A 23,518-nucleotide genomic window follows, 5' to 3' on the forward strand; every position below is an offset into this window, starting at 1 on the left:
GAGAAGACACATGACATTATTTATCATAAAACGGCTCGCTCAAATTATTCCTGTGACCCTTGGTGTAACGCTTGTTGTTTTTTTAATTATGCAAATGATCCCCGGTGATCCCGCCATTATTTTAGCAGGAGAAGGAGCTTCTCAAGAAACGGTTGAAGAATTACGTGAAAATTTAGGGCTTAATAAACCATTAGCTATCCAATATACAGATTATATTAAAAATCTTGTACAGGGAGATATGGGGCATTCGTTAAAAAATAAACAACCTGTATTTGAGGAAATTACTGCACGTTTACCAATTACAATTGAGCTAGCCTTTTATAGTATTTTAATCACTATTATTTTGGGGTTGATTGCCGGCATCATCTCAGCAATCCGTCCATATTCGTTTATGGATGTTGGACTAATGATTGTCGCCTTATTAGGGATTTCCCTACCAAGTTTTTGGTTAGGTATTTTATTGATGTATGTTTTCTCTGTACAGCTACACTGGCTTCCTGTAGCAGGTTGGGATAGTGCCAAACATATTATTCTACCAGCGGTCACACTAGGTGCTGGTGGCGCTGCAATCGTTGCGCGTATGACTCGCTCTAGTATGCTAGAGGTTGTGAACCAAGACTATATTCGAACAGCGAAGGCGAAAGGTTTAAAAGGTTATATTATCATTTTAAAACACGCACTACGCAATGCCTTAATTCCAGTTATTACAGTTGTAGGCTTACAGTTTGGTAGTTTACTTGGGGGAACAGTATTAGTAGAATCTGTGTTCGCTGTCAACGGCTTAGGACGAATGATTGTAGATGCTATTCGTACACGAGATATACCTGTTGTTCAAGGCGGCGTTCTCGTAGCCTCATTAATATTTGTTTTCATTAATCTTTTCGTAGACATATTATATCGAATTTTTAATAAACGAATGGATTTAAACTAGGGAGGGAAAAAGCGATGAAACAAAATACCGTGTTAGAAGTAAAAAATTTACAAACTTATTTTTATTCGAGTGAAGGCGTTGCCAAAGCTGTGGATGGTGTTTCCTTTATACTTCAAAAGGGAGAAACGCTAGGCATTGTTGGTGAATCTGGTTGTGGGAAATCAATGACCTCCCTATCGTTACTTCGTTTAGTACCGTCACCTCCTGGTAAAATCATCAACGGTGAGATTTTCTTAAATAATACAGATATCTTAAAATTATCAGATGAGGAATTACGCAAAATTCGAGGCAATAAAATATCAATGATTTTCCAAGAGCCTATGACAAGTCTAAATCCTGTGTTATCCGTTGGGGAGCAAATTGCTGAATCTATTCGCTTACACCAAGGTTTATCACGTAAAGAGGCATGGCAAAAGGCCGTCGATATGATCCGTCTAGTGGGAATTCCTGCACCAGAAAAAAGAGCGAAGCAGGAGCCGTACCAGTTAAGCGGTGGGATGCGTCAGCGCATTATGATCGCAATGGCATTAGCGTGTACACCAGATGTTTTAATTGCAGACGAACCTACAACGGCACTTGATGTAACCATTCAGGCTCAAATTATTGAAATTATACAAAATCTGCAAAAGCAATTAGGCATGAGCATTATTTTCATTACTCACGATCTAGGTGTTGTAGCAGAAATTTGCGATAAAATTGCTGTGATGTATGCGGGGCAGATTGTAGAAGAAGGCACAACAGAAAGTCTTTTTGAAAAACCGTTACACCCCTATACAAATGGATTAATACAATCATTACCAAAGCTCTATGAAGAGCAAGAAGAATTATCTACTATTCACGGAACTGTTCCAAGTCCATACAATTATCCGGTTGGCTGTCGTTATGCAGAACGTTGCCCATTTGCTACAGATTTATGTCATGAACAACAACCTGAGCTTATGACTGTGGAGCACGAGAAAAAAGTAAGATGCTGGATGTACAGTAAGGAATGGCAGGGAGCAACACTTATGGAGGAGATGACCATATGATAAAAGAGCAGCAAGCACAGCCACTATTACAAGTAAATAATTTAAAACAACATTTTTTCTTAAAAAAAGAAAAGCTCTTCGGTCCTCAGCAAATTGTAAAAGCTGTGGATGGTGTTTCCTTTGACATTATGCCTGGTGAAACACTTAGCATTGTTGGAGAATCTGGCTGCGGAAAATCAACGACGGGGCGTTCTATTTTAAGATTAGATGAACCTACTTCTGGAGAAGTAATGTTATTTGGTAAAAACTTAGTGAATATGAACAAAAAAGAGCTACGTGCTGCACGCAAGGACATCCAAATTATTTTCCAAGATCCTTATGCATCCCTTAACCCACGAAGAACCATTCGTAAAATGTTAACAGAGGCCATGTCTATTCAAAAAATAGTACCACCTGAACAACAAGAGGCACGCATGATTGAATTAATGTCGCTTGTTGGATTACGTCCTGAATACTTAGAGCGCTATCCACATGAATTTTCTGGTGGTCAGCGTCAACGTATCGGAATTGCAAGAGCTCTTGCAGTCAACCCTAAAATTATTATTTGTGATGAATCGGTTTCTGCGCTAGACGTTTCTATTCAAGCACAAATTTTAAATTTATTAAAGCAGCTACAACGGGATTTAGATTTAACATTTTTATTTATCTCGCACGATTTAAGTGTTGTTCGACATATTTCAGATCGTATCATGGTCATGTATCTTGGAAAGGTTGTCGAAATTGCTGATAAGCATTCCCTTTTCACACAGCCATATCATCCTTATACAAAAGCATTATTTTCTTCTATTCCAGTAATCGACAAACAACATCGCAAGGAGCGCATTATTTTAAAAGGAGACCTACCGTCACCTCTTAATCCTCCTACTGGCTGTAGCTTTCACACACGTTGTCCATTCGCCACAGAGAAATGTAAAGCAGAAGTTCCAGCATTACGAGAAATCACCGCAACACATAAGGTAGCTTGCCATTTTGCAGAAAATTTAGTTTAATGTAACTTACACTTATAAATTCAATGGAGAGGTCATTATGTTACAACTAGAAACCTTCAACATATATATTCTCCTATGTGTAATCGCTCCAATTATTGGAGCTTTTCTGCTTACTTTTATATTTATTTTCGAAAAACAAATTGATAGCCTAGAGGAAGAAAAAAGAAATTTAGAGCTAAAGCAAGATTTACAAAGAGCCAATATTCTTCAGCTAAATCAGCAAATACAGCCCCATTTCTTTTTTAACGCATTAAATTCATTACTGAGCCTAGCCCGCATCAATCGAAAGGAAGATTTGGTAGCGGGCATTGAGGCCTTAGCAACGTTTTTTAAATTTAAATACAATAATCATGAGGTGTTAATTGCTTTAAAAAACGAGGTGCTATTTGTCGATAGCTATTTAAATATTCAACAGCTACGCTTTGGACATCGTTTGACGATCCATAAGTATGTTGATGATGCAGCCTTATCTGTACAAATACCACCATTTATTCTCCAGACCATTATTGAAAATGCATATAAACATGGCTTTGAAAAGCATATAGGACCGGCAGAACTTTCCATTTATATAAAGAAAATGGACAAGTTTTTATTAATTGAAATTAAAAATACACAGCCATCAGAAAAGATAGAAACGGCTATTGAGCAAGTAGAAGATGAATTGCAGCAAGGTTATGGTCTAGAAAATATAAGAAAACGACTCGAGCTTATTTATGGACTCGAAAGTATTTTATTTTCAATTCAAAACGATCAACATTTTTACACTGTAACGATCCATGTTCCCGCTTAGGCTTTCTACTAATTTGAATGCGAAAGGAGAATCTCAACATGAATATTTTAATCGCAGATGATGAACCTTTAGAGCTTGAGCAAATGATTTATTTATTAAAGCCACATTTCCCTAATTGGACATTCCATACTGCTCAGGATGCCTCACAAGCACTGCAATTAGCTAAAAAGCACCGTATGACTATCGCCTTTTTGGATATTCAAATGCCTGGGAAAGATGGAATCACCTTAAGTAAAGAATTAAAAGGGCTTTATGATGTAGACATTATTATGGTAACTGCTTATCAGACCTTCGAATATGCCCAGCAAGCATTACGTATCGGGGTAAAAGATTATCTTACAAAACCTGTTATTGCTAGTGAATTAGATGCGATTGTGGAGAAATATAAAGTATGGAGCTCCAACCATGATGCGATTCAAAGTGCGCTTTCCTATATCCATGAAAACTATTATGAAAAGCTCGGTTTAAATATTATTGCAGAAAAGATCCATTTGAATCCAAGCTACTTAAGTCGTAAATTTTTGGAGGAGCAGTCTATTGGCATTAATGAGTATATAAATAATTACCGCCTCGAAATGGCCGTGAAGAAAATAAATGAAAACCTGGACGCAAGCATGTCTGCAATCGCGGAGAGCTGTGGATTTAATAGCCAACACTATTTTAGTGTGGCCTTTAAGAAAAAGTATAATCAATCGCCACGTCAATATAAATCCGCTAAAATGAGTAAAGGTATTTGATAGTATGTTAAAAAATTATTCATTGCTCGTACCATTTGCAAGTTTAAGCACAGCAGCAGGCGTCATCATTCTTTTAGCAAGATGGATTAACGGTAATTTATTATTGTCCTCTCCCTCAGCTCTTATTTCTTATGGCTTTATGGCAGGCATTTGTTATACATTAGCAACAGCTATTTCGTTTATTGTAGTGAGCTCCTTGTTAAATAAAAGGAATTACAAGCAAAACCAGCATACACAAAGCTTTTTACTCTTTACCATACAACAAAAATTGAGTGGTATGAATTTAAAAGTGATACGACTGTTTTACCTTTTGACAAGCATTGAACTTTGGTTAATTCAATTAATTAGCATTAGTGTCTTGTCTGAAATCATGTTAAATATCCCGATACCCATTACGCTTTTTTTATTTCTAACCGGTATGTTACTGCTTGATCGCATCATGTCTGTGAAAAGTATACTGTGGCTAGAAATTTTATTTATCATCGCCCTGTTTTCATTGCTTATTTTTATCCCTATTTACTACTTTGTACAAAATGGAGCAAGCACCGTTTATGAAGGCATTCGCTTATACCACCCTTATTTATTTTATTTTAAAAATAGCGAAATCCTCCTGTTCTATGTCATTATTCAATTAGCCGTTTTAGGACAAGTACTTTTCGATAAATCAACATGGTATTTAATTGCATTTATCAAGCCCAAAAAAATACGTCGAAGCCTATTTTCATCAGGCGTGATTTTAGCATTATTAACATTATCCTTTACAGCTATTTTAATGATTGCTTTATACAGTGGCTCCTTTGGTCAGTTTCAAGTGCTAATTTTTACGTTCTTATATGAAGTACAGCCAGGGTTTCTGACATTCGCTTTCCTTGTCATTGTCCTGTTAGCCGTTGTGACGTCCTTGCTTGTAGATATGCGTGCAACAAAACGATTTTTTATGAAGAAAAGACCCTATTATTTTTACTTAACTGGACTTATGGTCATTTTACTTACCTTTTTCTTATCTATCGATTTAACGATTTTAGGGGTTATTTATTCTTTCGCGTTCCTGCACATTACCATACTGCCGTTTATGTTAATTCTTTTATTTACGAATCGCCGTATTCATAAACATAGTTGGTTTGTCATACTGCTATCTATCCTCATAGGAATTGGCGTTGCCCTAAGCTTCAATGCACTTTACGGATTAGCAACTAGCTTTATGATCTCTAGCATTTATCAATTAATGCTTCAGACCGATACTATAGAAAAAATGCCTGAACCCTAAAATATATGGAGGTCAGGCATTAGTCTGTAGTTAACTAAATATATGTCTTTTATGTTTTCGTAAATAATGATTAGGTAAAAAAATACATCCTGAATACCTTCTTCTACATCTTTAAATAACACCACTCGTACGTTTGCCACAATGGTCAGAACTTCCCAAACACGCCTATACACTTTCACTTCCCTAGTTGGTTTCCTACGTTTTCATTTACACATTGGTCATAAAATTTTAAAAACTTCACACAATAAAAAAGTGTTTTGACATGAGCTTTTCTTGTTATAGAACTGTATTTATCGTATTCGTATGCCCTGTTGCATACTTTTTTTCTATTATCTATTGAATAACTAGCAAAAAAACTGTTATAGTGAGATTGTTTGTCTGACGTCTGACTAATTAAGATCTTTAGCTGTTCTTCTGAATTTAGAACATCAGGACAAAACTATTACACATACTTATGGAGGAACTTATGAGATACTTAATATCCTTTTGTGGATTGTTACTTGTTTTTGCCCTAGCTTTATTAATGAGTAAAAACAAAAAAGAAATAAAATATAAATATATAGTGGTGATGTTAATCATCCAATTTTTATTGGCAGCTCTACTACTCAATACGACAATTGGTTTTGTTTTAATCAAAGGAATCACCAAAGTATTTGATCATTTATTGTCTTACGCAAATGCAGGGATATCATTTGTTTTTGGTGGATTAGCAAATGAAGGAGAGTCTCCGTTCTTCCTAGCTGTATTATTACCGATTGTCTTTATATCAGTCTTAATTGGGATTTTGCAGCATTTTAAAATTCTCCCTTTCTTCATGAAATGGATAGGATTACTGTTGAGTAAAGTAAGTGGAATGGGAAAATTGGAATCCTATAATGCTGTTGCTTCCGCAATGGTTGGACAATCGGAAGTATTCATTACAGTTAAAAAACAATTAGATAAGATTGCGCCACAGCGTATGTATACATTATGCGCATCCGCGATGTCGACCGTCTCGATGTCAGTTGTTGGCGCGTACATGACGATGATTGAACCAAAGTATGTCGTAACGGCGATTGTGTTAAACTTATTTGGTGGTTTTATAATTGTTTCCATCATTAATCCGTATACCGTAAAAGAAGAGGAAGATATCTTATCCATTGAAGATGAGCAGAAGCAAGCTTTCTTCCAAATGCTTGGTGAATATATTATGGATGGCTTTAAGGTAGCCATCATTGTTGGAGCCATGCTAATTGGTTTCGTAGCATTAATGGATTTAATCAATTCATTGTTTGATATGATTATCGGTGTTTCTTTCCAAGAAATATTAGGCTATATTTTTGCACCAATAGCTTTCCTAATGGGTATCCCATGGGCAGACGCTGTTTCAGCTGGTGGAATAATGGCCACTAAATTAGTAACGAATGAATTCGTTGCCATGATCAACCTTGGCGACGTCTCAGAGTCCATGAGTGAACGTACACTGGGCATTATTTCGGTATTCCTTGTATCCTTTGCCAACTTTTCATCCATCGGTATTATTTCCGGAGCAGTTAAAGGGTTGAATGAAAGACAAGGTAATGTCGTTGCTCGTTTTGGCTTAAAGTTATTGTACGGAGCCACACTTGTCAGTATCCTAACAGCTATTATTGTTGGATTGATTATTTAAACATCATCATTTGAACTGCACTCCGATAGTTATGGAGTGTAGTTTTTTAAATTATCCACTATAAACTCTTCACGAAAAATAAAAAATGTACATCACTAAAATTTCATTTAGTAATGTACATTTTAATTTATGTCTCTTTATTTAACGACAATATTGACAAGTTTGCTTGGAATAACGATAATTTTCACTAGGTTTTTTCCTGCCATATATTCTTGTACTTTTTCATCAGCAAGCGCTACTTTTTCGATATCCTCTTTTGAAGCATCTTTCGCTACGACGATTTTTGCACGGACTTTACCAGCCACTTGCACGGCAATCTCCACTTCATCATCCACAAGCTTCGTTTCATCGTATGTTGGCCATTGCTCGTAAGAAAGTGTTGAATCGTGGCCTAATAGCTGCCATAGCTCTTCTGCAATATGCGGCGCCATTGGTGCTAGCATTTTAACAAAGCCTTCCGCATACTCTGCTGGAATAACGTCAGCTTTATAGCAATCATTGATAAATACCATCATCTGTGAAATAGCTGTGTTAAAGCGGATACCTTCGTAATCCTCTGTCACTTTTTTCACTGTTTGGTGGTATGCTTTTTCAAGTGTTTGATCGTTAGACACTTGAATTTTTGATGAAATAGCACCATCTTCTTCATTAACAAATAGACGCCAAATACGATCTAAGAAACGACGTGCCCCGTCTAAACCATTTGTTGACCATGCAACAGATGCCTCTAGTGGTCCCATGAACATTTCATACAAACGTAATGTATCGGCACCATGTGATGAAATGATTTCATCTGGGTTTACAACATTACCTTTCGATTTAGACATTTTTTCATTACCTTCACCAAGAATCATACCTTGGTTAAATAATTTATGGAATGGCTCTTTCGTGTGAACAACACCTAGATCATAAAGAACTTTATGCCAGAAGCGAGCGTAAAGTAAGTGCAGTACTGCATGCTCCGCTCCTCCAATATAAATATCTACTGGTAACCAACGTTTTAGTAACTCTGGATCTGCAATCGCCTCTGTATTTGTAGGGTCGATATAGCGTAAGAAGTACCAGCTAGACCCAGCCCACTGTGGCATTGTATTTGTTTCACGGCGACCCTTTTTGCCTGTCTCTGGATCTACAACATTTACCCATTCAGCAATATTAGCTAATGGTGATTCACCAGTACCCGATGGACGGATATTATCTGTTTTTGGAAGCACTAATGGTAATTCTGATTCTGGAACAGGTGTGATCGTGCCATCTTCCCAATGAATCATTGGAATTGGTTCACCCCAGTAACGCTGACGTGAGAATAGCCAATCACGTAGTCGATAAGAAATTTTCTTCTCTCCAACGCCTTTTTCCTCTAACCATTCAATTGCTTTCGCAATGCCATCTTCTTTATTTAAACCATTAAGGAATTCAGAATTAATATGTTGACCATCACCTGTAAATGCTTCTTTGCTAATGTCCCCACCCTCAAGTACAGGAACGATGTCTAAACCAAATGCAGTCGCAAATTCATAGTCACGTTCATCATGTGCTGGCACCGCCATAATAGCACCTGTACCGTAAGACACTAACACATAGTCAGCAATCCAAATCGGCGCTTTTTTCCCGTTAATCGGATTCACGGCATAAGCACCTGTGAATACGCCTGTTTTTTCTTTTGCTAAATCTGTGCGCTCAAGATCCGATTTCATTTTCACTTTCTCTAAATATGCCTCAACAGCTTGACGTTGCTCAGCTGTCGTTATTTGTTCTACCAATTTATGTTCAGGCGCAAGTACACAATATGTAGCACCAAATAATGTATCTGGACGTGTTGTGAAGACCGTGAAGTTTTGATCTGAACCATCAATAGCAAATGTTACTTCTGCCCCTTCTGAACGACCAATCCAGTTGCGCTGCATATCTTTAATAGATTCTGGCCAATCAACTTCTTCTAGGTCGTCGATTAAACGATCAGCATACGCAGTAATTTTAAGCATCCATTGTTTCATTGGTCGACGTTCTACTGGATGCCCACCACGCTCTGATTTCCCATCAATTACTTCTTCGTTAGCCAATACCGTACCAAGCGCTGGACACCAGTTAACAGCTACTTCATCCACATAGGCTAAACCTTTTTTATAAAGCTGGATAAAAATCCATTGTGTCCATTTATAATACTCTGGATCCGTCGTGTTAATTTCGCGATCCCAATCATAACTGAATCCTAGCTCTTGAATTTGGCGTTTAAAAGTTGCAATATTTTTAGCTGTAAATTCTGCTGGGTCATTTCCTGTATCGAGTGCATATTGCTCAGCTGGTAAACCAAAAGCATCCCAGCCCATTGGATGTAATACATTGTAGCCTTGCATACGTTTAAAGCGTGATAAAATATCTGTCGCTGTATATCCTTCTGGATGTCCTACATGTAGTCCAGCGCCAGATGGGTATGGAAACATATCTAATGCAAAAAATTTAGGCTTCGCTGTTTCATTTTCAGTTTTGAATGTTTTGTTATTAGCCCAATATTGCTGCCACTTTTTTTCAATTTGTAGATGATTAAAACTCATTCTTTTTCCTCCTTCGATTGAATCATGTTGCTCTTCATCATAATTGACAAAATATTTAAAAAATAAAAAAACTCGTCCCTTTCTTATAGAAGGGACGAGAGAATTTGTACTCCCGCGGTACCACCCAAATTAGTGATTACACTCGGCTCAAGCTTCCTTAACGCGGAAGAAACGACACACGCTGTTTCACGCGGGCAGACTCAGAAGGCGAGTTCAACTTGCTTTCTTACTAGCTCCCACCAGCCGCTAGCTCTCTAAAAAGAACGACAAATTTACTATTCCTCATCACAGTCTTTACATGATATTGCATTTATTCTAATGGAAAGTATTGAAAAGCACAAGCCTTTGTTTACAGACTAACCCATTACTGAAGAATTAATTCCTTTTCTTCCTTAGATTTTGATAAATCCTTACATTCATGAAAAGCAAAATGCTGGCATCCGATGCATTTCTTTGTGTCCAAATAGCCGAGAGCCTTAGTAATCGCTTCTCCAGTATGCTGATAAAAATGATGCGCTCCAATCTTATCGTAAATACCATTGTGCTGAAGAGCTATTTTTAAATCACCTTGCACACCTGTTACCAGAATTTTACCACCCTGTGCTGTAAAGTTTTCAATGATATTGCTAAAATATGCTTCACCAGTGGAATCCATAAAGGGCACTTTCCCCATTCGCAATATCAAAACTCTTGGTTGCTGATGCAAAGTGCTTTCAATTTTTTGTTCAAACATTTGGGCAGCCCCAAAGAACAATGGTCCTTCAATTGTATACATGCTAATTTGCGGACAATCATGCTGCTGGTGAACGACATGGGGCTGTACCTTCCCACTTTTGTTTGAATGGTCTGGGAGTACCTTTGTCACAACAAGCTTTTCACTCATGCGTTTTGCAAATAATAGCACAGCTAATACAAGCCCTACTTCCACTGCTAATGTGAGACTTGTAAACACCGTTAATAAAAAGGTAATCAATAACACTAGCGAGTCACCCGATTTTAATTTCACAATATGTGAGAAATGGTGTCGTTCGCTCATATTCCAAGCTACAACCATCAATACAGGAGCCATACTTGCTAATGGAATATGAGACGCATATGGTGCTAATAGCAATAATGTAACTAAAACAAATACTCCGTGTATGATACCTGACATAGGCGATACTGCACCTGTTTTAATATTAGTTGCAGTCCGTGCAATAGCACCTGTAGCTGGAATCCCCCCGAACAAAGGCGTCACGATATTAGCAATTCCTTGACCAATCAGCTCTCGATTACTGTTATGCTTACTATTCGTCATCCCATCTGCAACGACTGCCGATAGTAGTGACTCTATGCCCCCTAGCATGGCGATGACAAACGCTGGTCCAATAAGCAGTTGTAGGCGTTCAAAGGTGATATCAGGTATAGCAAAATGAGGCAATGAATTCGGAATTTGCCCATAAGCTGTCGCGATCGTAGCAACATGTCCTGTAAAGAGGAAAGTGGCCACAAGTGTAGAAACAACAATACCTGCTAATGCTCCAGGAACCTTTGGGAAAAACTTCGGCGTCATCAGTATTGTCACAAAACAGATAACAGCCGTCAAAATACTATACATATTGGTCGTTCCAAGCTGCTTCATAATTTCTTGTATATTGGCAATAAAATACTCATGTCTTTTAACATTTGTTAACCCTAAAAAGTTGGCAATTTGCCCTGTAAAAATAATAACTGCTATACCTGCTGTAAAACCAACTGTAACAGGGCGAGGTATAAATTTAATTAAAGATCCTAACTTAAAAATGCCCATTAAGCAAAGCATAATCCCAGCCATTAATCCTGCAAGTAATAAATCCTCATAGCCATAGGTAATGACAATTCCTAATAAAATCGGTACAAACGCCCCTGTTGGCCCACCAATTTGATATTTCGATCCACCAAAAAGAGAAATAAGAATACCCGCAATACAGGCGGTATAAATCCCATATTCGGGTTTCACCCCCGATGCAATGGCAAAAGACATGGCAAGTGGAATAGCGACGATCCCAACTATAATTCCGGATAATAGATCCTTCTTGACGTGATGAACAGAATACCCTTCAAAGCGTCCTGTAAACAGTGACTTCATAGATAAATCTTCCCTTCGAAATAATAAGCAAAGCATAATTTTTCAACTTCTTTGATTTACTTATTGCCTTCGTCACCTTCATTGCTCGTCATTTCCTCTAATCTCGAAATGGTGTTAACTAAATGGTTATTGAAAATATCCTTTGCCACCCCAAGTAATTCACCAATCATCGGATCACTTAAAGAATAGTAGACTTTTTTACCTTCCTTCACACCATAAACGATATTTTTGGCGCGTAATACACTTAATTGCTGAGAAACAGCAGAACCCTCTTTCTCTAAGCAATCTTGAATCTCATTGACACTTTTCTGACCTTCTACAAGGAGTTCCAGTATTCTAATGCGTAACGGATGTGCTAATGCTTTAAAAAAATCCGCCTTAAATTGTTGTAAACCCTCTTCCATAAAAAACACCCTCCACATTACTACATATTCAAATATTTGAATATGTATGATTGTAAGCCTGTATCGATTATTTTTCAATAGCTTCAATAAAAAAAGAGCAAAACCAAGTGCTGATCACTCGTTTTTGCTCTTTTCCTTGCCTACTATTAATCTGCAACGATATTATTCTTTTTTAAAGGATAATCATAAGTTAAACATGGAATAATAGCCAACAGCACAACTACCACTAAAGTTAATACAAGAGGTATCATGCCAAATTGATCCACCATTATCCCACCGAATAATGGCCCTATCATCCGACCACCTGTCGCTGCACTATTGATAATGCCCTGATAGAATCCTTGTCGACCTTTTGGTGCGAGTTGATTCGCGATGGTTGGTAATGCTGGGGTATAGAACATTTCACCAAACGTTAAAACAAGCATCGCGGCTCCAAACATTTTAAAATCACTTGCAAAGGCGATGATTCCAAACGATAGGGCAATCAGAATTACACCAAATACGAGCTGACGCTTTAAATTGTTTTCCCATCTTTTCACAAGCGGTGCAATGAGTGGCTGACCTACAACTATAAGCAAACCATTTATTGTCCAAAGTAAACTATATTGCTTTAACCCTAAGCCTAAATCTTGAGTATAGGATGAAATAGTAGCACTCCATTGAGAATATGCAAGCCAACATAACACTGAGGATGCGCTAATAATTAACAAAGCATAGAATGGTGCTTTGTTAACAATTCGTTTACTTTCACTGACGACATTTTTAGGGGCAATACTGCCTGCCTCTAAACGTTTAAATGTAAATAAAGCAATAAAAAAGAATAAAATATACATGCCTAAATTCACTTTAAAAACATAATCAAATTGATAATCAGCCACTATACCCGCAAGAGCAGGGCCAACTGCAACACCGACATTCTGTGCCAAATAGATCGCATTAAAGGCTTTTCGTCCGCCCTCAGGCCATGCAGCCCCTGCTAATGCGAACATACTTGGAAAAACGATGCCCCCACTAAAGCCTAGTATCGTTAAAAACCACACATAATGTGGCCAACCATGCCAAATTGTTAAGCCTATTAATGAAGCAATCGTTAGCAGGATGCCAAACATAATCGCCTTATAGCCACCGATTCTATCAAATAAGTAACCACCTAATAGATTGCCCAATACTCCAGCAGCAGAGTTGAGCATTAAGACAAAACCAGCCATCGCTAAAGTTTTCCCTAAATAATCATGCATATATATGGCATTTAAAGGCCATAAAAAAGAGTTACCTGTTGTGTTCACAAGCATTCCAATAAGTAAAAACCAAACACGTTTTGGCATATGATGACCTCCATTATTTCGCCTCTCTAAATAGCTAGTTTATGCTGAAAACCTTAAAAGCACAAGAAAAATAATTTTACCCTTTTTACAAGTATGCCATCATACTTTAACTAAGTTTTAAAAGTCTTTTTCTTGTTTTCGTTACAATTTTTCTTCATCGATGTAACGATCAAGCCCTTCCCCCATGACGGAACGAAAAGCACATGATAGAATAAAGCGTTAGAGGAGTGAAATAAATGACAGAAACGAATTTTCCTTTTCCTTCAGAAGGAAAAAGGTATTATACATGGAATCGCTATTTACGTGATCAATTCGGACATAAAGTATTTAAAGTCGCATTAGACGCAGGCTTTGATTGTCCAAACCGTGATGGCACAGTCGCTTTTGGTGGCTGTACATTTTGCAGTGCTGCAGGTTCTGGTGATTTTGCCGGTAATAAGGTAGATCCAATCGATGTACAATTTGCTGAAATCCGAGACAAAATGCATCAGAAATGGAAGGACGGCAAATATATGGCGTACTTCCAAGCCTATACAAATACACATGCCCCACTGCCAGTTTTAAAGGAAAAATTTGAAGCTGCTTTAGCACAAGAAGGTGTTGTTGGCCTTTCCATTGCTACTCGTCCTGATTGTTTACCAGATGATGTCGTGGAATACTTAGCAGAGTTAAACGAGCGTACGTATTTATGGATTGAGCTTGGTCTTCAAACCGTGCATGAAAAAACAGCGAATCTGATTAATCGTGCCCATGATTATGCAACCTATGTGGAAGGCGTTGAAAAATTGCGCAAGCATGGCATACGTGTTTGCTCACATATCATTAATGGCCTGCCTCTTGAAGACTATGACATGATGATGGAAACTGCTCGAGCAGTAGCACAGCTAGATGTCCAAGGCATAAAAATCCACTTACTACATCTACTAAAAGGGACGCCAATGGTGAAGCAATATGAAAAAGGCATGTTAGAATTTTTAGATCAGGATGTCTATACAAAACTAGTAGCAGATCAATTAGAACTTCTCCCACCTGAAATGGTCATTCATCGTATTACCGGCGATGGACCGATTGATTTAATGATTGGACCAATGTGGAGCGTCAATAAATGGGAAGTATTGAATGGTATTGATGCCGAGCTTGAACGTCGTGGCAGCTGGCAAGGGAAGTTTTATAAGGCTGAGGTTACAAAATGAAACTACAACGTGTTTTACAATATGCACAGCAGCTTTTAAAGGACAGTATAGATGAGGGAGATACGGTCGTTGATGCTACTGCTGGAAACGGTCATGATACATTGTTTCTAGCACAGCTTGTGGGAGATAATGGACAAGTTTATGCCTTTGATGTTCAAAAAGAAGCGGTTGATGCAACACTCCTTCGTCTTTTAGATCACGGTTTAGAACATCGTGCACTGGTCCTTAATAAAGGGCATGAAGACGTAGCACAGTATGTACACAAGCCTGTAGCTGCAGCCATTTTCAACCTTGGCTATTTACCTGGCAGCAATCATGACATTATTACAAAACCCGCTACAACGACACAAGCTATTGAGGAATTACTAAAGCTCTTGAAGGTTGGCGGCCTAATCATTCTTGTTATTTATCATGGTCATCCTGGTGGTAAGGAAGAACGAGATACGGTCATGGACTATGTTAGTAGGCTTCCACAAAAATATGTACATGTCTTAAAATACGAGTTTCTCAATCAACAAAATGATCCACCCTTCGTTATTGCGTTAGAGAAAATGAAAGAATTTCCTATTTAATACATGCAAAAGGCTATCTACTAGTTTAATAGAAACTAGTAGATAGCCTTCGTCATTTACTATTTATTTTTACGTTGCTCATTATAATCAACCCAGAAATCTGCACCCTTAATGCCTAGTTTACGAGGATCAAAGACAGGGTCTTTCCCCTCTTTTTTCTGTTTCTCGTAATCTTTTAATGCTACGATAGCTGGTTTCATAATAATTAAAATAGCAAGAACGTTAATCCAAACCATTAGTCCAAGACCCACATCTCCCATTGCCCAAGCTAGGTCAGACGTACGGACTGTACCATAAAAGGCAGCAACTAAAATGGCAATTTTCGCAATCCAAATGAAAATCTTCTCCGTGCTACCTCTGAATAAATAGGCGACATTCGTTTCAGCAATATAGTAATAGGCCATAATTGTTGTAAAGGCAAAGAAGAATAACGCGATTGCTACGAATGGAGCTCCAAAACCAGGTAATGATGAATCAACTGCATATTGTGTATAAGCAGCACCTGCTTCAATACTTTTCGCAAATGTCATTTGCTCATCGCCTGCTAATCCGCCACTATTGAATTCCCCAATATGGATAAATGGATCTGCTCCTTCAGCGGCCTTTTCATCATGTACATTGTACATACCTGTAAATAAAATCATAAATGCAGTAGCAGAACAAATTAATAATGTATCAATGTACACAGACGCCGCTTGTACTATCCCTTGTTTAGCAGGATGTGATACTTCCGCAGCAGCAGCAGGGTGCGCCCCTGTTCCTTGACCAGCTTCATTGGAATAGATGCCACGCTTCACTCCCCAAGCTATCGCAGAACCAATGATACCACCAAAAATCTCTTGTGCACCAAAGGCACTTGAGAAAATTAAAGCAAAGACTGTAGGTACCTCAGAAATATTCATAGCAATAATGATAATAGCCATAATAATGTATGCTAATGCCATGAACGGTACAATGATTTGGGCAGCATTCGCGATAGATTTAACTCCCCCAATAATAATAGCACCTAACAACACTACAATAATCAGTCCTGTAATCCATGTATCCAGACCAAAAGCGTTTTCAACAGCTCCTGCAATGGCGTTAGACTGCACACCTGGCATTAAAATTAGCATTGCAATCAACGCAGCTACAGCAAAAATAACTGCAAACCATTTTTGACCCATTCCCTTTTCTATGTAAAAGGCTGGTCCACCACGATATTCCGTATCTTTTTCTTCTTTATAGATTTGTGCTAATGTTGACTCTACATATGCGGTAGCCGCACCAATGAAAGCGATTGCCCACATCCAAAAGACAGCACCAGGTCCCCCCATCCCAATTGCAGTTGCAGTACCAGCAATATTACCAGTACCTACACGGCCTGATAATGCAATCGACATTGCTTGGAAAGATGAAATCCCCTTTTCCGATTTCTCCCCTTTAAACATTAAAACAAACATGTCTTTAACGTGTCTAACTTGTAGAAATCTTGTGATGATTGAGAAAAAAAGTCCAATCAATAAAATACCATAAATAAACCACGGACCCCATAAAATGCCATTCAACTTACCAACGATTACCTCCATTATACCCCTCCAATTTGAAAATACCATACTTTAAGTCATTATAGTATTACACTTTTCTGAAAATTACAATATTATATTTAAGTAACAATATTTAAGTAAGTCTTCTAGTAAATGGAAGGGATAAAACCTATTTAATGATATAACCGATTCTTCGAAGAGCATTATTAATAAAATCACGAATATACATAAAAATCTCTTCTCGTTCTACTTCGTGAAATAAATTGTGATAGCAATTTGCCCATTCTTTAAATTGAAACTCTGTAAACTCTTGTTGATGGAGCCAATTTCGAGTTTGTCGTGTTTCCGTAATTTTATCTTTCTCAGCTGTCATAATGAGCATAGGCATATTCGGAAATTCACCTTTTGGAAGCATCACTAAATTTTTCATCATCTGCTGAAGCTCTCGATACCATTTCACTGAAACGACTGACATGAATGGTACCTCATCTTTCATTTCGTCCCTACCTTCAACATTGCGTGTAAGGTTCTCATATGAAATATTGTGAGTCATTTTAACATTTGCAGTCAATGCACTTAGACTCGTTAAAGCATTTGATAATTTACCTGGTAAAAGCTTTAATTGCAGCCACGGTGATGTCAAAATAATGCCTGCACATTCATATTGCTTCTTTTGCATTGTGTGAAGAACTAACGTTGCTCCAAGCCCATGTCCTATTACAAAAGTTGGTAAATTATATGAAAAAGCATTCTCAATCAGATTTCTTGTATATTTATTGTACAATTTGAAGTCCTCATCATGGACACGAGCAAACCTTGCATTCACGCCATGATTAGGTAAATCTCCCATGACTATGTGGAAGCCTTCCAATCTTAATTTCTCTATCAGCCATGCATACCATCGGTGATTTTCATATGCACCATGAACTATAGCAATCACAGCCTTTGCTTGTCCTTCAGCTTCCCATTTCCACATTCACATAGTCCTCCTAAAAAATAATTACACATTGATTATATCGAAATAAATAGCTCATTTTAATTTTATATTTCCATAAAGTTGCGTATTTGATACGATAATACTACATTATAGAAAGAATTGAGGCGATTTTCATGATTTATCCATTTAAAGATAAAATGCCAAAGATCGATCCATCTGTCTTCATTGCTGATTACGCAACTGTTACGGGCGACGTAACAATTGGTGCTGAAACAACCATTTGGTTTAATACGGTCATTCGTGGTGATGTTTCCCCAACCATTATTGGGAAACGTGTCAGTATCCAAGATCTTTGTTGCTTACATCAAAGCCCAAAATTTCCGCTAATTATTGAAGATGAGGTAACAGTTGGACACCAAGTCACTTTACATAGCTGTACAATTCGCAAAAATGCTTTAATTGGTATGGGCTCCATTATATTAGACGGGGCAGAGATTGGAGAGGGTGCATTTATTGGGGCAGGAAGCCTAGTACCTCCTGGTAAAGTCATTCCTCCGAATAGTTTAGCATTAGGTCGTCCGGCAAAAGTAGTCCGTGAATTAAATGCAGAAGATAAAGAGGATATGGAACGTATCGTGCGCGAATATGCAGAAAAAGGACAATATTATAAATCCCTTCAGAAGTAAACAATATACACAAAAATTCAATATTAACGAAAAAAATACCTCGCATTTCCGTGTAACCAAAATGTTCACGGATCGTAGCGAGGGATTTTTTGTAAAACAAAGGGGACAATATTGCCCCTTTCCTTTTTAATACATTAGAATAATTTTCTAATGTCTTCATTACTTTAGCTCAATAGTTTATAGATGTGCCTTTTCTCGTAGAGCATCTGCTTTATCGATTTGTTCCCATGGTACATTTAAATCTGTACGACCAAAATGACCATAAGCTGCCGTTTGTTTATAAATCGGACGACGTAAATCTAGCATTTTAATAATACCTGCTGGACGTAAATCAAATAGCTCACGTACCCACTCTACGATTGCGCTTTCTTTCACTTTACCTGTACCAAATGTGTCAACCGCAATGGAAACTGGTTGAGCCACACCAATCGCATAGGCAAGTTGTACCTCAGCGCGTTCTGCCAAGCCAGCTGCTACAATGTTTTTTGCTACATAACGTGCCGCATAAGCCGCTGAACGGTCTACCTTTGTTGCATCCTTACCAGAGAATGCGCCACCACCGTGACGTGCATAACCACCGTATGTATCAACAATGATTTTACGTCCTGTTAAACCAGCGTCCCCTTTAGGTCCACCGATAACAAAACGGCCAGTCGGGTTAATAAAGTATTTCGTGTTTGCATCTAATAATTCACTTGGCACAACGGGTGCAATAACAAATTCTTTCAGATCAGCTTGAATTTGTTCAAGTGTTGCTTCTTCATCATGTTGTGTTGAAATAACAATTGTATCCACTCGCACAGGTACATTATTGTCATCATATTCAATCGTTACTTGTGTTTTTCCATCAGGACGTAAATACGCTAATTCACCTGATTTACGAACTTCTGTTAATCGGCGTGCTAATTTATGTGCTAAGCTGATTGGCAATGGCATTAGTTCAGGTGTTTCATTACATGCATAACCAAACATTAGACCTTGGTCACCAGCACCAATTGCTTCAATATCAGCATCTGTCATAGAGCCTTCACGAGCCTCTAAAGCTTGGTCAACACCTTGTGCAATATCAGGCGATTGTTCGCCAATAGCTACAAGCACCGCTAGATTTTCAGCATCAAAGCCATATTTACCACGTGTATAGCCAATTTCTGCTACAGTATCACGAACGATACCTTTAATATCAACGTAAGTAGAAGTAGTTATTTCTCCTGCTACTAATACTAATCCTGTTGTGACAGTTGTTTCACACGCTACACGTGCATTTGGATCTTCTGCTAAAATAGCATCTAAAATGGCATCCGAGATTTGGTCACAAATCTTATCTGGATGTCCTTCTGTTACACTCTCTGATGTAAACAGTCGACGGTTTGTCATTTGGTTTTCCTCCTATTACTCTTACAAAAAGTAGTTGTGTATGAATACGGTACTCATTACCCATGTCAAGTCCGCTCCTAAGGATTGAACTCTCAAGCCGTTACTGCTGCTTTTAACACGAGGATTTCGAAAGATCTGTCATTATAATAAGGAAAGAACTACATATACTTACCTTTACATTCTTTTTTAGCAATAAAAAAATCCTTTACTCACGTTACTGCACATGAGGAAAGGAATAATGACTTCGTAACCTTTCACTCTTATCGTTCAAGGGATGTTCCCTTGCATCAGGTTGGCACCAACGCATGCTGTGAAATAAAACATGCAGGTTGCCGGGTTTCACAGGGCCTGACCCTCCACCAGCTCGGGATAAGAGTATCCGTTCATTTTCATGTTACTGAAAAGGTTGAACGTTGTCAAATATTTTCTTATGTATTACTGTATAGAAAGGAAGGAACTGATTACACAAAAACTTTTCATACTTGGATGATGATGTAAATAGAAGCAAATTAATCCCTACAACATACCTAGCTACTTGTGGTAACATATGTGTGGCTCAATTTTTGCGCCTAATTACAGTAGGATTGATCGGATTCTACTCGAAAAACATTATTTTTTGTCAGTTTATTGAAAAGTGATAAAAACTCTAAAATAATTTCTTAATTAGTATAGATTATTTAAGCAATTGTGTTATACTATTTTTGAAATTAAGAAAAAATCCCTCTAAATCAAGGGAATACTATAAAAAAGGATGGTATTTAATCGATGAATTCAGTAGAAATTGCAAACGAACTGAAGGAATTATTAAACGGCGGTAACATTAATGTTCAACTTTCAGTACCACAATTAGCAGAAAAAGCTACATCTCGTGGTGAAGCAATGTTAACAGTAGATGGCGCAGTTCGTGCAGAAACTGGCAAATACACTGGTCGTTCACCTAAAGATAAATATACGGTAGAAGAAGAAAGCACAAAAGATCAAATTGACTGGGGTAAAGTCAACCAACCGATTTCTTCTGAAGTGTTCGATAACTTATATGTAAAAGTAATAAAATATTTAAAAGAACGTGACGAGTTATTCGTATTTAAAGGCTTCGCAGGTGCTGACAAAGATTCACAATTAAGCATCCAAGTAATTAATGAATACGCTTGGCACAACCTTTTTGCTCATCAATTATTTATCCGTCCAACTGAAGAAGAATTAGCTTCTCATGTTGCAGACTTCACTGTCATCTCTGCTCCTAACTTTAAAGCAGACCCTGCAGTTGATGGTACTGCTTCTGAAACTTTCATCATTGTATCACTTGAAAAGAAAATGATCTTAATCGGTGGTACTGAATATGCTGGTGAAATGAAAAAATCTATTTTTGGTATCATGAACTACTTATTACCACAGCAAGGTATCCTTTCAATGCACTGTTCAGCAAACGTTGGTGAAGCTGGCGATGTGGCATTATTCTTCGGTCTATCTGGTACTGGTAAAACGACATTATCCGCTGATCCAGATCGTAAGCTAATTGGTGACGATGAACACGGCTGGTCTGATAATGGTGTATTCAACATTGAGGGTGGCTGCTATGCAAAAACAATCAACCTTTCTGCTGAGAAAGAACCAGAAATCTACAATGCAATCCGCTTCGGTTCTGTTTTAGAAAACGTAGCTGTTGATCCAGAAACTCGTATTTGTGACTATGATGATGGTTCATTAACAGAAAATACTCGTGTAGCTTATCCAATCCAATACATCGAAAATATTGTTGATCCTTCTGTTGCAGGTCATCCAAAAACAATCATCTTCCTAACAGCTGATGCGTTTGGCGTATTACCTCCAATCAGTAAATTAACAAAAGAGCAAGCAATGTATCACTTCCTAAGCGGTTTCACTTCTAAGCTTGCTGGAACTGAACGCGGTGTAACAGAGCCAGAACCAGTATTCTCTACTTGCTTCGGTTCTCCATTCCTTCCACTTCCAGCAACAGTGTACGCAGAAATGTTAGGTCAAAAAATTGACGAGCATGGTGCACAAGTATTCCTAGTGAACACTGGTTGGACTGGTGGCGAATATGGTACAGGTAGCCGTATGAAGCTGTCTTACACACGCACAATGGTACGTGCAGCAATCGACGGAAAATTAACAAATGTTGAAACGACACAAGATGCTGTCTTCGGTTTACACATTCCAACAGCAGTTGAAGGTGTACCGTCAGAAGTGTTAAATCCTCGTGAAGCATGGGCAGATAAAGCTGCATATGATGCGAAAGCTGCTGAACTTGCAGGCTTATTCAACGAAAACTTCAAGAAATTCTCAAACGTTTCTGATGCCATTACTACACTTGGTGGCCCATTAAAATAACGACTAGACACAAGAATCAAAGGGAACGAATTCATTCGTTCTCTTTTTCTTTACCTTGAAGGTAGCTAGTATTAGGGAGATACATATGACAAAAAAATATAAAATACTATTTTCTATTCTTATAATGTTGTTAGCTTTATTTGTTGGCGCTGGTTTTTTTGCAGGAAATTACTTTTATAATCTGGCATTAAATCCTGACACTGATAAAACAGCAGTGCTAGATGCACCTCATAATGTAATAGCTGTCAATCCTCAGGAAGCTAAAGAGAAAGAAACAACTGAGCAATGGTTTCATAAGCAATATGAAGATGCTTCGCTTCAATCCTATGATTCGCTAAAGCTCCATGCTTACTCCATCCAAAATGATCACCCCACTGACAAATGGGCTATCATCTTTCATGGCTATTCAAGCGAAGGCGCACAAATGACAAAGTATGCTAAACATTTTTATGATATGGGCTATCATGTACTTATTCCAGATGCGAGAGGCCATGGTAAAAGTGAAGGAGATTATATTGGCATGGGCTGGCATGATCGTTTTGATGTTGTTTCATGGGTCAATCACATTGTCAGCTTAAATGAGAGCGCTGAAATTGTACTTTATGGTGTTTCGATGGGTGGAGCCACTGTCATGATGGCTTCAGGAGAGAATTTACCAACAAACGTTAAAGCAATCATTGAGGATTGTGGCTATTCTTCAGTATGGGATGAATTTTCCTATCAGTTGAAAGCAATCTTTCACTTACCTGCATTTCCAATCATGCATTTCTCTTCTGTAGTGACGAAACTAAAAGCAGGCTATACATTAGGTGAAGCGAGTGCAGTTGAACAAGTGGCAAAATCGAAGACACCCATGTTGTTTATTCATGGAGACAACGATACGTTCGTTCCATCTACCATGTTGAATGAAGTATATGAAGCGGCAAATGTACCAAAGCAAAAGTTGATTGTTGAGGGAGCTGGGCATGGTGGCGCAGAAAGTGTTGCAAGCGAGCTTTACTGGGCTACCATACAACAATTTTTAGAAAGTAACATGAAATAATCATCACCCCTTTATTGCCCCCCTACTCCTTAGCATAGCTATCTTGCCTGAAGCG

Annotated in this window: 19 protein-coding genes, 1 riboswitch and 1 other annotated feature; of the genes, 12 read left to right on the forward strand and 7 right to left on the reverse strand. The window is 38.0% G+C overall.

The features are described from left to right. The first annotated feature begins 10 nt into the window (after positions 1 to 10). The 7 genes from nikB (at position 11) to AC6BKE_RS24865 (ending at position 7,390) form a co-directional block, all read left to right on the forward strand. Entirely contained in the window at positions 11 to 931 is a 921-nt protein-coding gene (gene nikB, locus AC6BKE_RS24835) for a nickel ABC transporter permease (protein WP_036118771.1), read from the forward strand. 14 nt (positions 932 to 945) lie between these two features. Beyond that, entirely contained in the window at positions 946 to 1,959 is a 1,014-nt protein-coding gene (locus AC6BKE_RS24840; RefSeq protein WP_058845054.1) for an ABC transporter ATP-binding protein, read from the forward strand. Then, a complete protein-coding gene (locus AC6BKE_RS24845) occupies positions 1,956 to 2,948 on the forward strand; it encodes an ABC transporter ATP-binding protein (protein ID WP_499858203.1) in 993 nt (330 codons plus the stop codon). Before AC6BKE_RS24840 ends, AC6BKE_RS24845 begins: the two co-directional genes overlap by 4 nt. Positions 2,949 to 2,985: 37 nt before the next feature. After that, positions 2,986 to 3,738 (forward strand): sensor histidine kinase, encoded by a 753-nt coding sequence (locus AC6BKE_RS24850; RefSeq protein ID WP_198695852.1) that lies wholly within the window; start codon positions 2,986 to 2,988, stop codon positions 3,736 to 3,738. Positions 3,739 to 3,776: 38 nt separating this feature from the next. Beyond that, entirely contained in the window at positions 3,777 to 4,475 is a 699-nt protein-coding gene (locus AC6BKE_RS24855; RefSeq protein WP_499858204.1) for a response regulator transcription factor, read from the forward strand. 4 nt (positions 4,476 to 4,479) lie between these two features. Then, the gene (locus tag AC6BKE_RS24860; RefSeq protein ID WP_340811912.1) at positions 4,480 to 5,742 is read left to right on the forward strand and encodes a permease; all 1,263 of its coding nucleotides are present in this window, start codon (positions 4,480 to 4,482) and stop codon (positions 5,740 to 5,742) included. A 466-nt stretch (positions 5,743 to 6,208) separates the two neighbouring features. Then, positions 6,209 to 7,390, forward strand: a complete 1,182-nt coding sequence (locus tag AC6BKE_RS24865; RefSeq protein WP_499858205.1) for a NupC/NupG family nucleoside CNT transporter — start codon at positions 6,209 to 6,211, stop codon at positions 7,388 to 7,390. 137 nt (positions 7,391 to 7,527) lie between these two features. On the opposite strand, the gene leuS is transcribed toward AC6BKE_RS24865, so the two are convergent. From leuS to AC6BKE_RS24885, 4 genes are all read right to left on the reverse strand, one after another. Further along, positions 7,528 to 9,945 carry a leucine--tRNA ligase gene (gene leuS, locus AC6BKE_RS24870; RefSeq protein WP_141905339.1) on the reverse strand — a complete coding sequence of 806 codons (2,418 nt, stop codon included), beginning with the start codon at positions 9,943 to 9,945 and terminating at the stop codon, positions 7,528 to 7,530. A gap of 87 nt (positions 9,946 to 10,032) precedes the next feature. Continuing rightward, positions 10,033 to 10,243, reverse strand: a binding site (T-box leader). Positions 10,244 to 10,309: 66 nt separating this feature from the next. Then, complete coding sequence (locus AC6BKE_RS24875) at positions 10,310 to 12,052, reverse strand: SulP family inorganic anion transporter (protein WP_499858206.1); 1,743 nt, start codon at positions 12,050 to 12,052, stop codon at positions 10,310 to 10,312. Between the two features lie 56 nt (positions 12,053 to 12,108). Continuing rightward, positions 12,109 to 12,456 carry an ArsR/SmtB family transcription factor gene (locus tag AC6BKE_RS24880; RefSeq protein ID WP_036118762.1) on the reverse strand — a complete coding sequence of 116 codons (348 nt, stop codon included), beginning with the start codon at positions 12,454 to 12,456 and terminating at the stop codon, positions 12,109 to 12,111. 146 nt (positions 12,457 to 12,602) lie between these two features. After that, a complete protein-coding gene (locus AC6BKE_RS24885) occupies positions 12,603 to 13,781 on the reverse strand; it encodes an MDR family MFS transporter (RefSeq protein ID WP_036118761.1) in 1,179 nt (392 codons plus the stop codon). Between the two features lie 236 nt (positions 13,782 to 14,017). Between AC6BKE_RS24885 and mnmL the strand changes: the two genes are divergently transcribed. Together mnmL and mnmM are read left to right on the forward strand one after the other, a co-directional pair. Then, the gene (gene mnmL / locus AC6BKE_RS24890; RefSeq protein ID WP_036118760.1) at positions 14,018 to 14,974 is read left to right on the forward strand and encodes a tRNA modification radical SAM protein MnmL/YtqA; all 957 of its coding nucleotides are present in this window, start codon (positions 14,018 to 14,020) and stop codon (positions 14,972 to 14,974) included. Beyond that, complete coding sequence (mnmM, locus tag AC6BKE_RS24895) at positions 14,971 to 15,546, forward strand: tRNA 5-(aminomethyl)-2-thiouridylate-methyltransferase MnmM (protein WP_499858207.1); 576 nt, start codon at positions 14,971 to 14,973, stop codon at positions 15,544 to 15,546. The genes mnmL and mnmM overlap by 4 nt, the downstream gene beginning before the upstream one ends. A 59-nt stretch (positions 15,547 to 15,605) precedes the next feature. On the opposite strand, the gene AC6BKE_RS24900 is transcribed toward mnmM, so the two are convergent. Further along, positions 15,606 to 17,114: an alanine/glycine:cation symporter family protein gene (locus AC6BKE_RS24900; protein ID WP_499858208.1), complete on the reverse strand. Its 1,509-nt coding sequence runs from the start codon at positions 17,112 to 17,114 to the stop codon at positions 15,606 to 15,608. A gap of 127 nt (positions 17,115 to 17,241) precedes the next feature. Next, on the reverse strand, positions 17,242 to 18,048 hold the full coding sequence (locus AC6BKE_RS24905) for an alpha/beta hydrolase (RefSeq protein ID WP_036118754.1): 807 nt from the start codon (positions 18,046 to 18,048) through the stop codon (positions 17,242 to 17,244). A 134-nt stretch (positions 18,049 to 18,182) separates the two neighbouring features. Here AC6BKE_RS24905 and AC6BKE_RS24910 point away from each other — a divergent pair, with 134 nt between their 5' ends. Then, positions 18,183 to 18,695: a gamma carbonic anhydrase gene (locus tag AC6BKE_RS24910; protein WP_036118752.1), complete on the forward strand. Its 513-nt coding sequence runs from the start codon at positions 18,183 to 18,185 to the stop codon at positions 18,693 to 18,695. A gap of 177 nt (positions 18,696 to 18,872) precedes the next feature. Here the strand turns inward: AC6BKE_RS24910 and metK are convergent, their stop codons facing one another. Then, complete coding sequence (metK, locus tag AC6BKE_RS24915) at positions 18,873 to 20,069, reverse strand: methionine adenosyltransferase (RefSeq protein ID WP_058845047.1); 1,197 nt, start codon at positions 20,067 to 20,069, stop codon at positions 18,873 to 18,875. Positions 20,070 to 20,326: 257 nt separating this feature from the next. Then, positions 20,327 to 20,445, reverse strand: a riboswitch (SAM riboswitch). A gap of 389 nt (positions 20,446 to 20,834) precedes the next feature. Between metK and pckA the strand changes: the two genes are divergently transcribed. Both pckA and AC6BKE_RS24925 read left to right on the forward strand, forming a co-directional pair. After that, entirely contained in the window at positions 20,835 to 22,421 is a 1,587-nt protein-coding gene (pckA, locus tag AC6BKE_RS24920) for a phosphoenolpyruvate carboxykinase (ATP) (RefSeq protein ID WP_036118749.1), read from the forward strand. Positions 22,422 to 22,506: 85 nt separating this feature from the next. Further along, positions 22,507 to 23,463, forward strand: a complete 957-nt coding sequence (locus tag AC6BKE_RS24925) for an alpha/beta hydrolase (RefSeq protein ID WP_499858209.1) — start codon at positions 22,507 to 22,509, stop codon at positions 23,461 to 23,463. The last annotated feature ends 55 nt before the right edge of the window (positions 23,464 to 23,518 follow it).

The sequence above is a fragment of the Lysinibacillus sp. COL-1 genome (genome assembly GCF_059814265.1).

Coding starts and splice junctions, on each gene's coding strand:
- nikB (WP_036118771.1), top strand. CDS start 11: ATGACATTATTTATCATAAAACGGCTCGCTCAAATTATTCCTGTGACC.
- AC6BKE_RS24840 (WP_058845054.1), top strand. CDS start 946: ATGAAACAAAATACCGTGTTAGAAGTAAAAAATTTACAAACTTATTTT.
- AC6BKE_RS24845 (WP_499858203.1), top strand. CDS start 1,956: ATGATAAAAGAGCAGCAAGCACAGCCACTATTACAAGTAAATAATTTA.
- AC6BKE_RS24850 (WP_198695852.1), top strand. CDS start 2,986: ATGTTACAACTAGAAACCTTCAACATATATATTCTCCTATGTGTAATC.
- AC6BKE_RS24855 (WP_499858204.1), top strand. CDS start 3,777: ATGAATATTTTAATCGCAGATGATGAACCTTTAGAGCTTGAGCAAATG.
- AC6BKE_RS24860 (WP_340811912.1), top strand. CDS start 4,480: ATGTTAAAAAATTATTCATTGCTCGTACCATTTGCAAGTTTAAGCACA.
- AC6BKE_RS24865 (WP_499858205.1), top strand. CDS start 6,209: ATGAGATACTTAATATCCTTTTGTGGATTGTTACTTGTTTTTGCCCTA.
- leuS (WP_141905339.1), bottom strand. CDS start 9,945: ATGAGTTTTAATCATCTACAAATTGAAAAAAAGTGGCAGCAATATTGG.
- AC6BKE_RS24875 (WP_499858206.1), bottom strand. CDS start 12,052: ATGAAGTCACTGTTTACAGGACGCTTTGAAGGGTATTCTGTTCATCAC.
- AC6BKE_RS24880 (WP_036118762.1), bottom strand. CDS start 12,456: ATGGAAGAGGGTTTACAACAATTTAAGGCGGATTTTTTTAAAGCATTA.
- AC6BKE_RS24885 (WP_036118761.1), bottom strand. CDS start 13,781: ATGCCAAAACGTGTTTGGTTTTTACTTATTGGAATGCTTGTGAACACA.
- mnmL (WP_036118760.1), top strand. CDS start 14,018: ATGACAGAAACGAATTTTCCTTTTCCTTCAGAAGGAAAAAGGTATTAT.
- mnmM (WP_499858207.1), top strand. CDS start 14,971: ATGAAACTACAACGTGTTTTACAATATGCACAGCAGCTTTTAAAGGAC.
- AC6BKE_RS24900 (WP_499858208.1), bottom strand. CDS start 17,114: ATGGAGGTAATCGTTGGTAAGTTGAATGGCATTTTATGGGGTCCGTGG.
- AC6BKE_RS24905 (WP_036118754.1), bottom strand. CDS start 18,048: ATGTGGAAATGGGAAGCTGAAGGACAAGCAAAGGCTGTGATTGCTATA.
- AC6BKE_RS24910 (WP_036118752.1), top strand. CDS start 18,183: ATGATTTATCCATTTAAAGATAAAATGCCAAAGATCGATCCATCTGTC.
- metK (WP_058845047.1), bottom strand. CDS start 20,069: ATGACAAACCGTCGACTGTTTACATCAGAGAGTGTAACAGAAGGACAT.
- pckA (WP_036118749.1), top strand. CDS start 20,835: ATGAATTCAGTAGAAATTGCAAACGAACTGAAGGAATTATTAAACGGC.
- AC6BKE_RS24925 (WP_499858209.1), top strand. CDS start 22,507: ATGACAAAAAAATATAAAATACTATTTTCTATTCTTATAATGTTGTTA.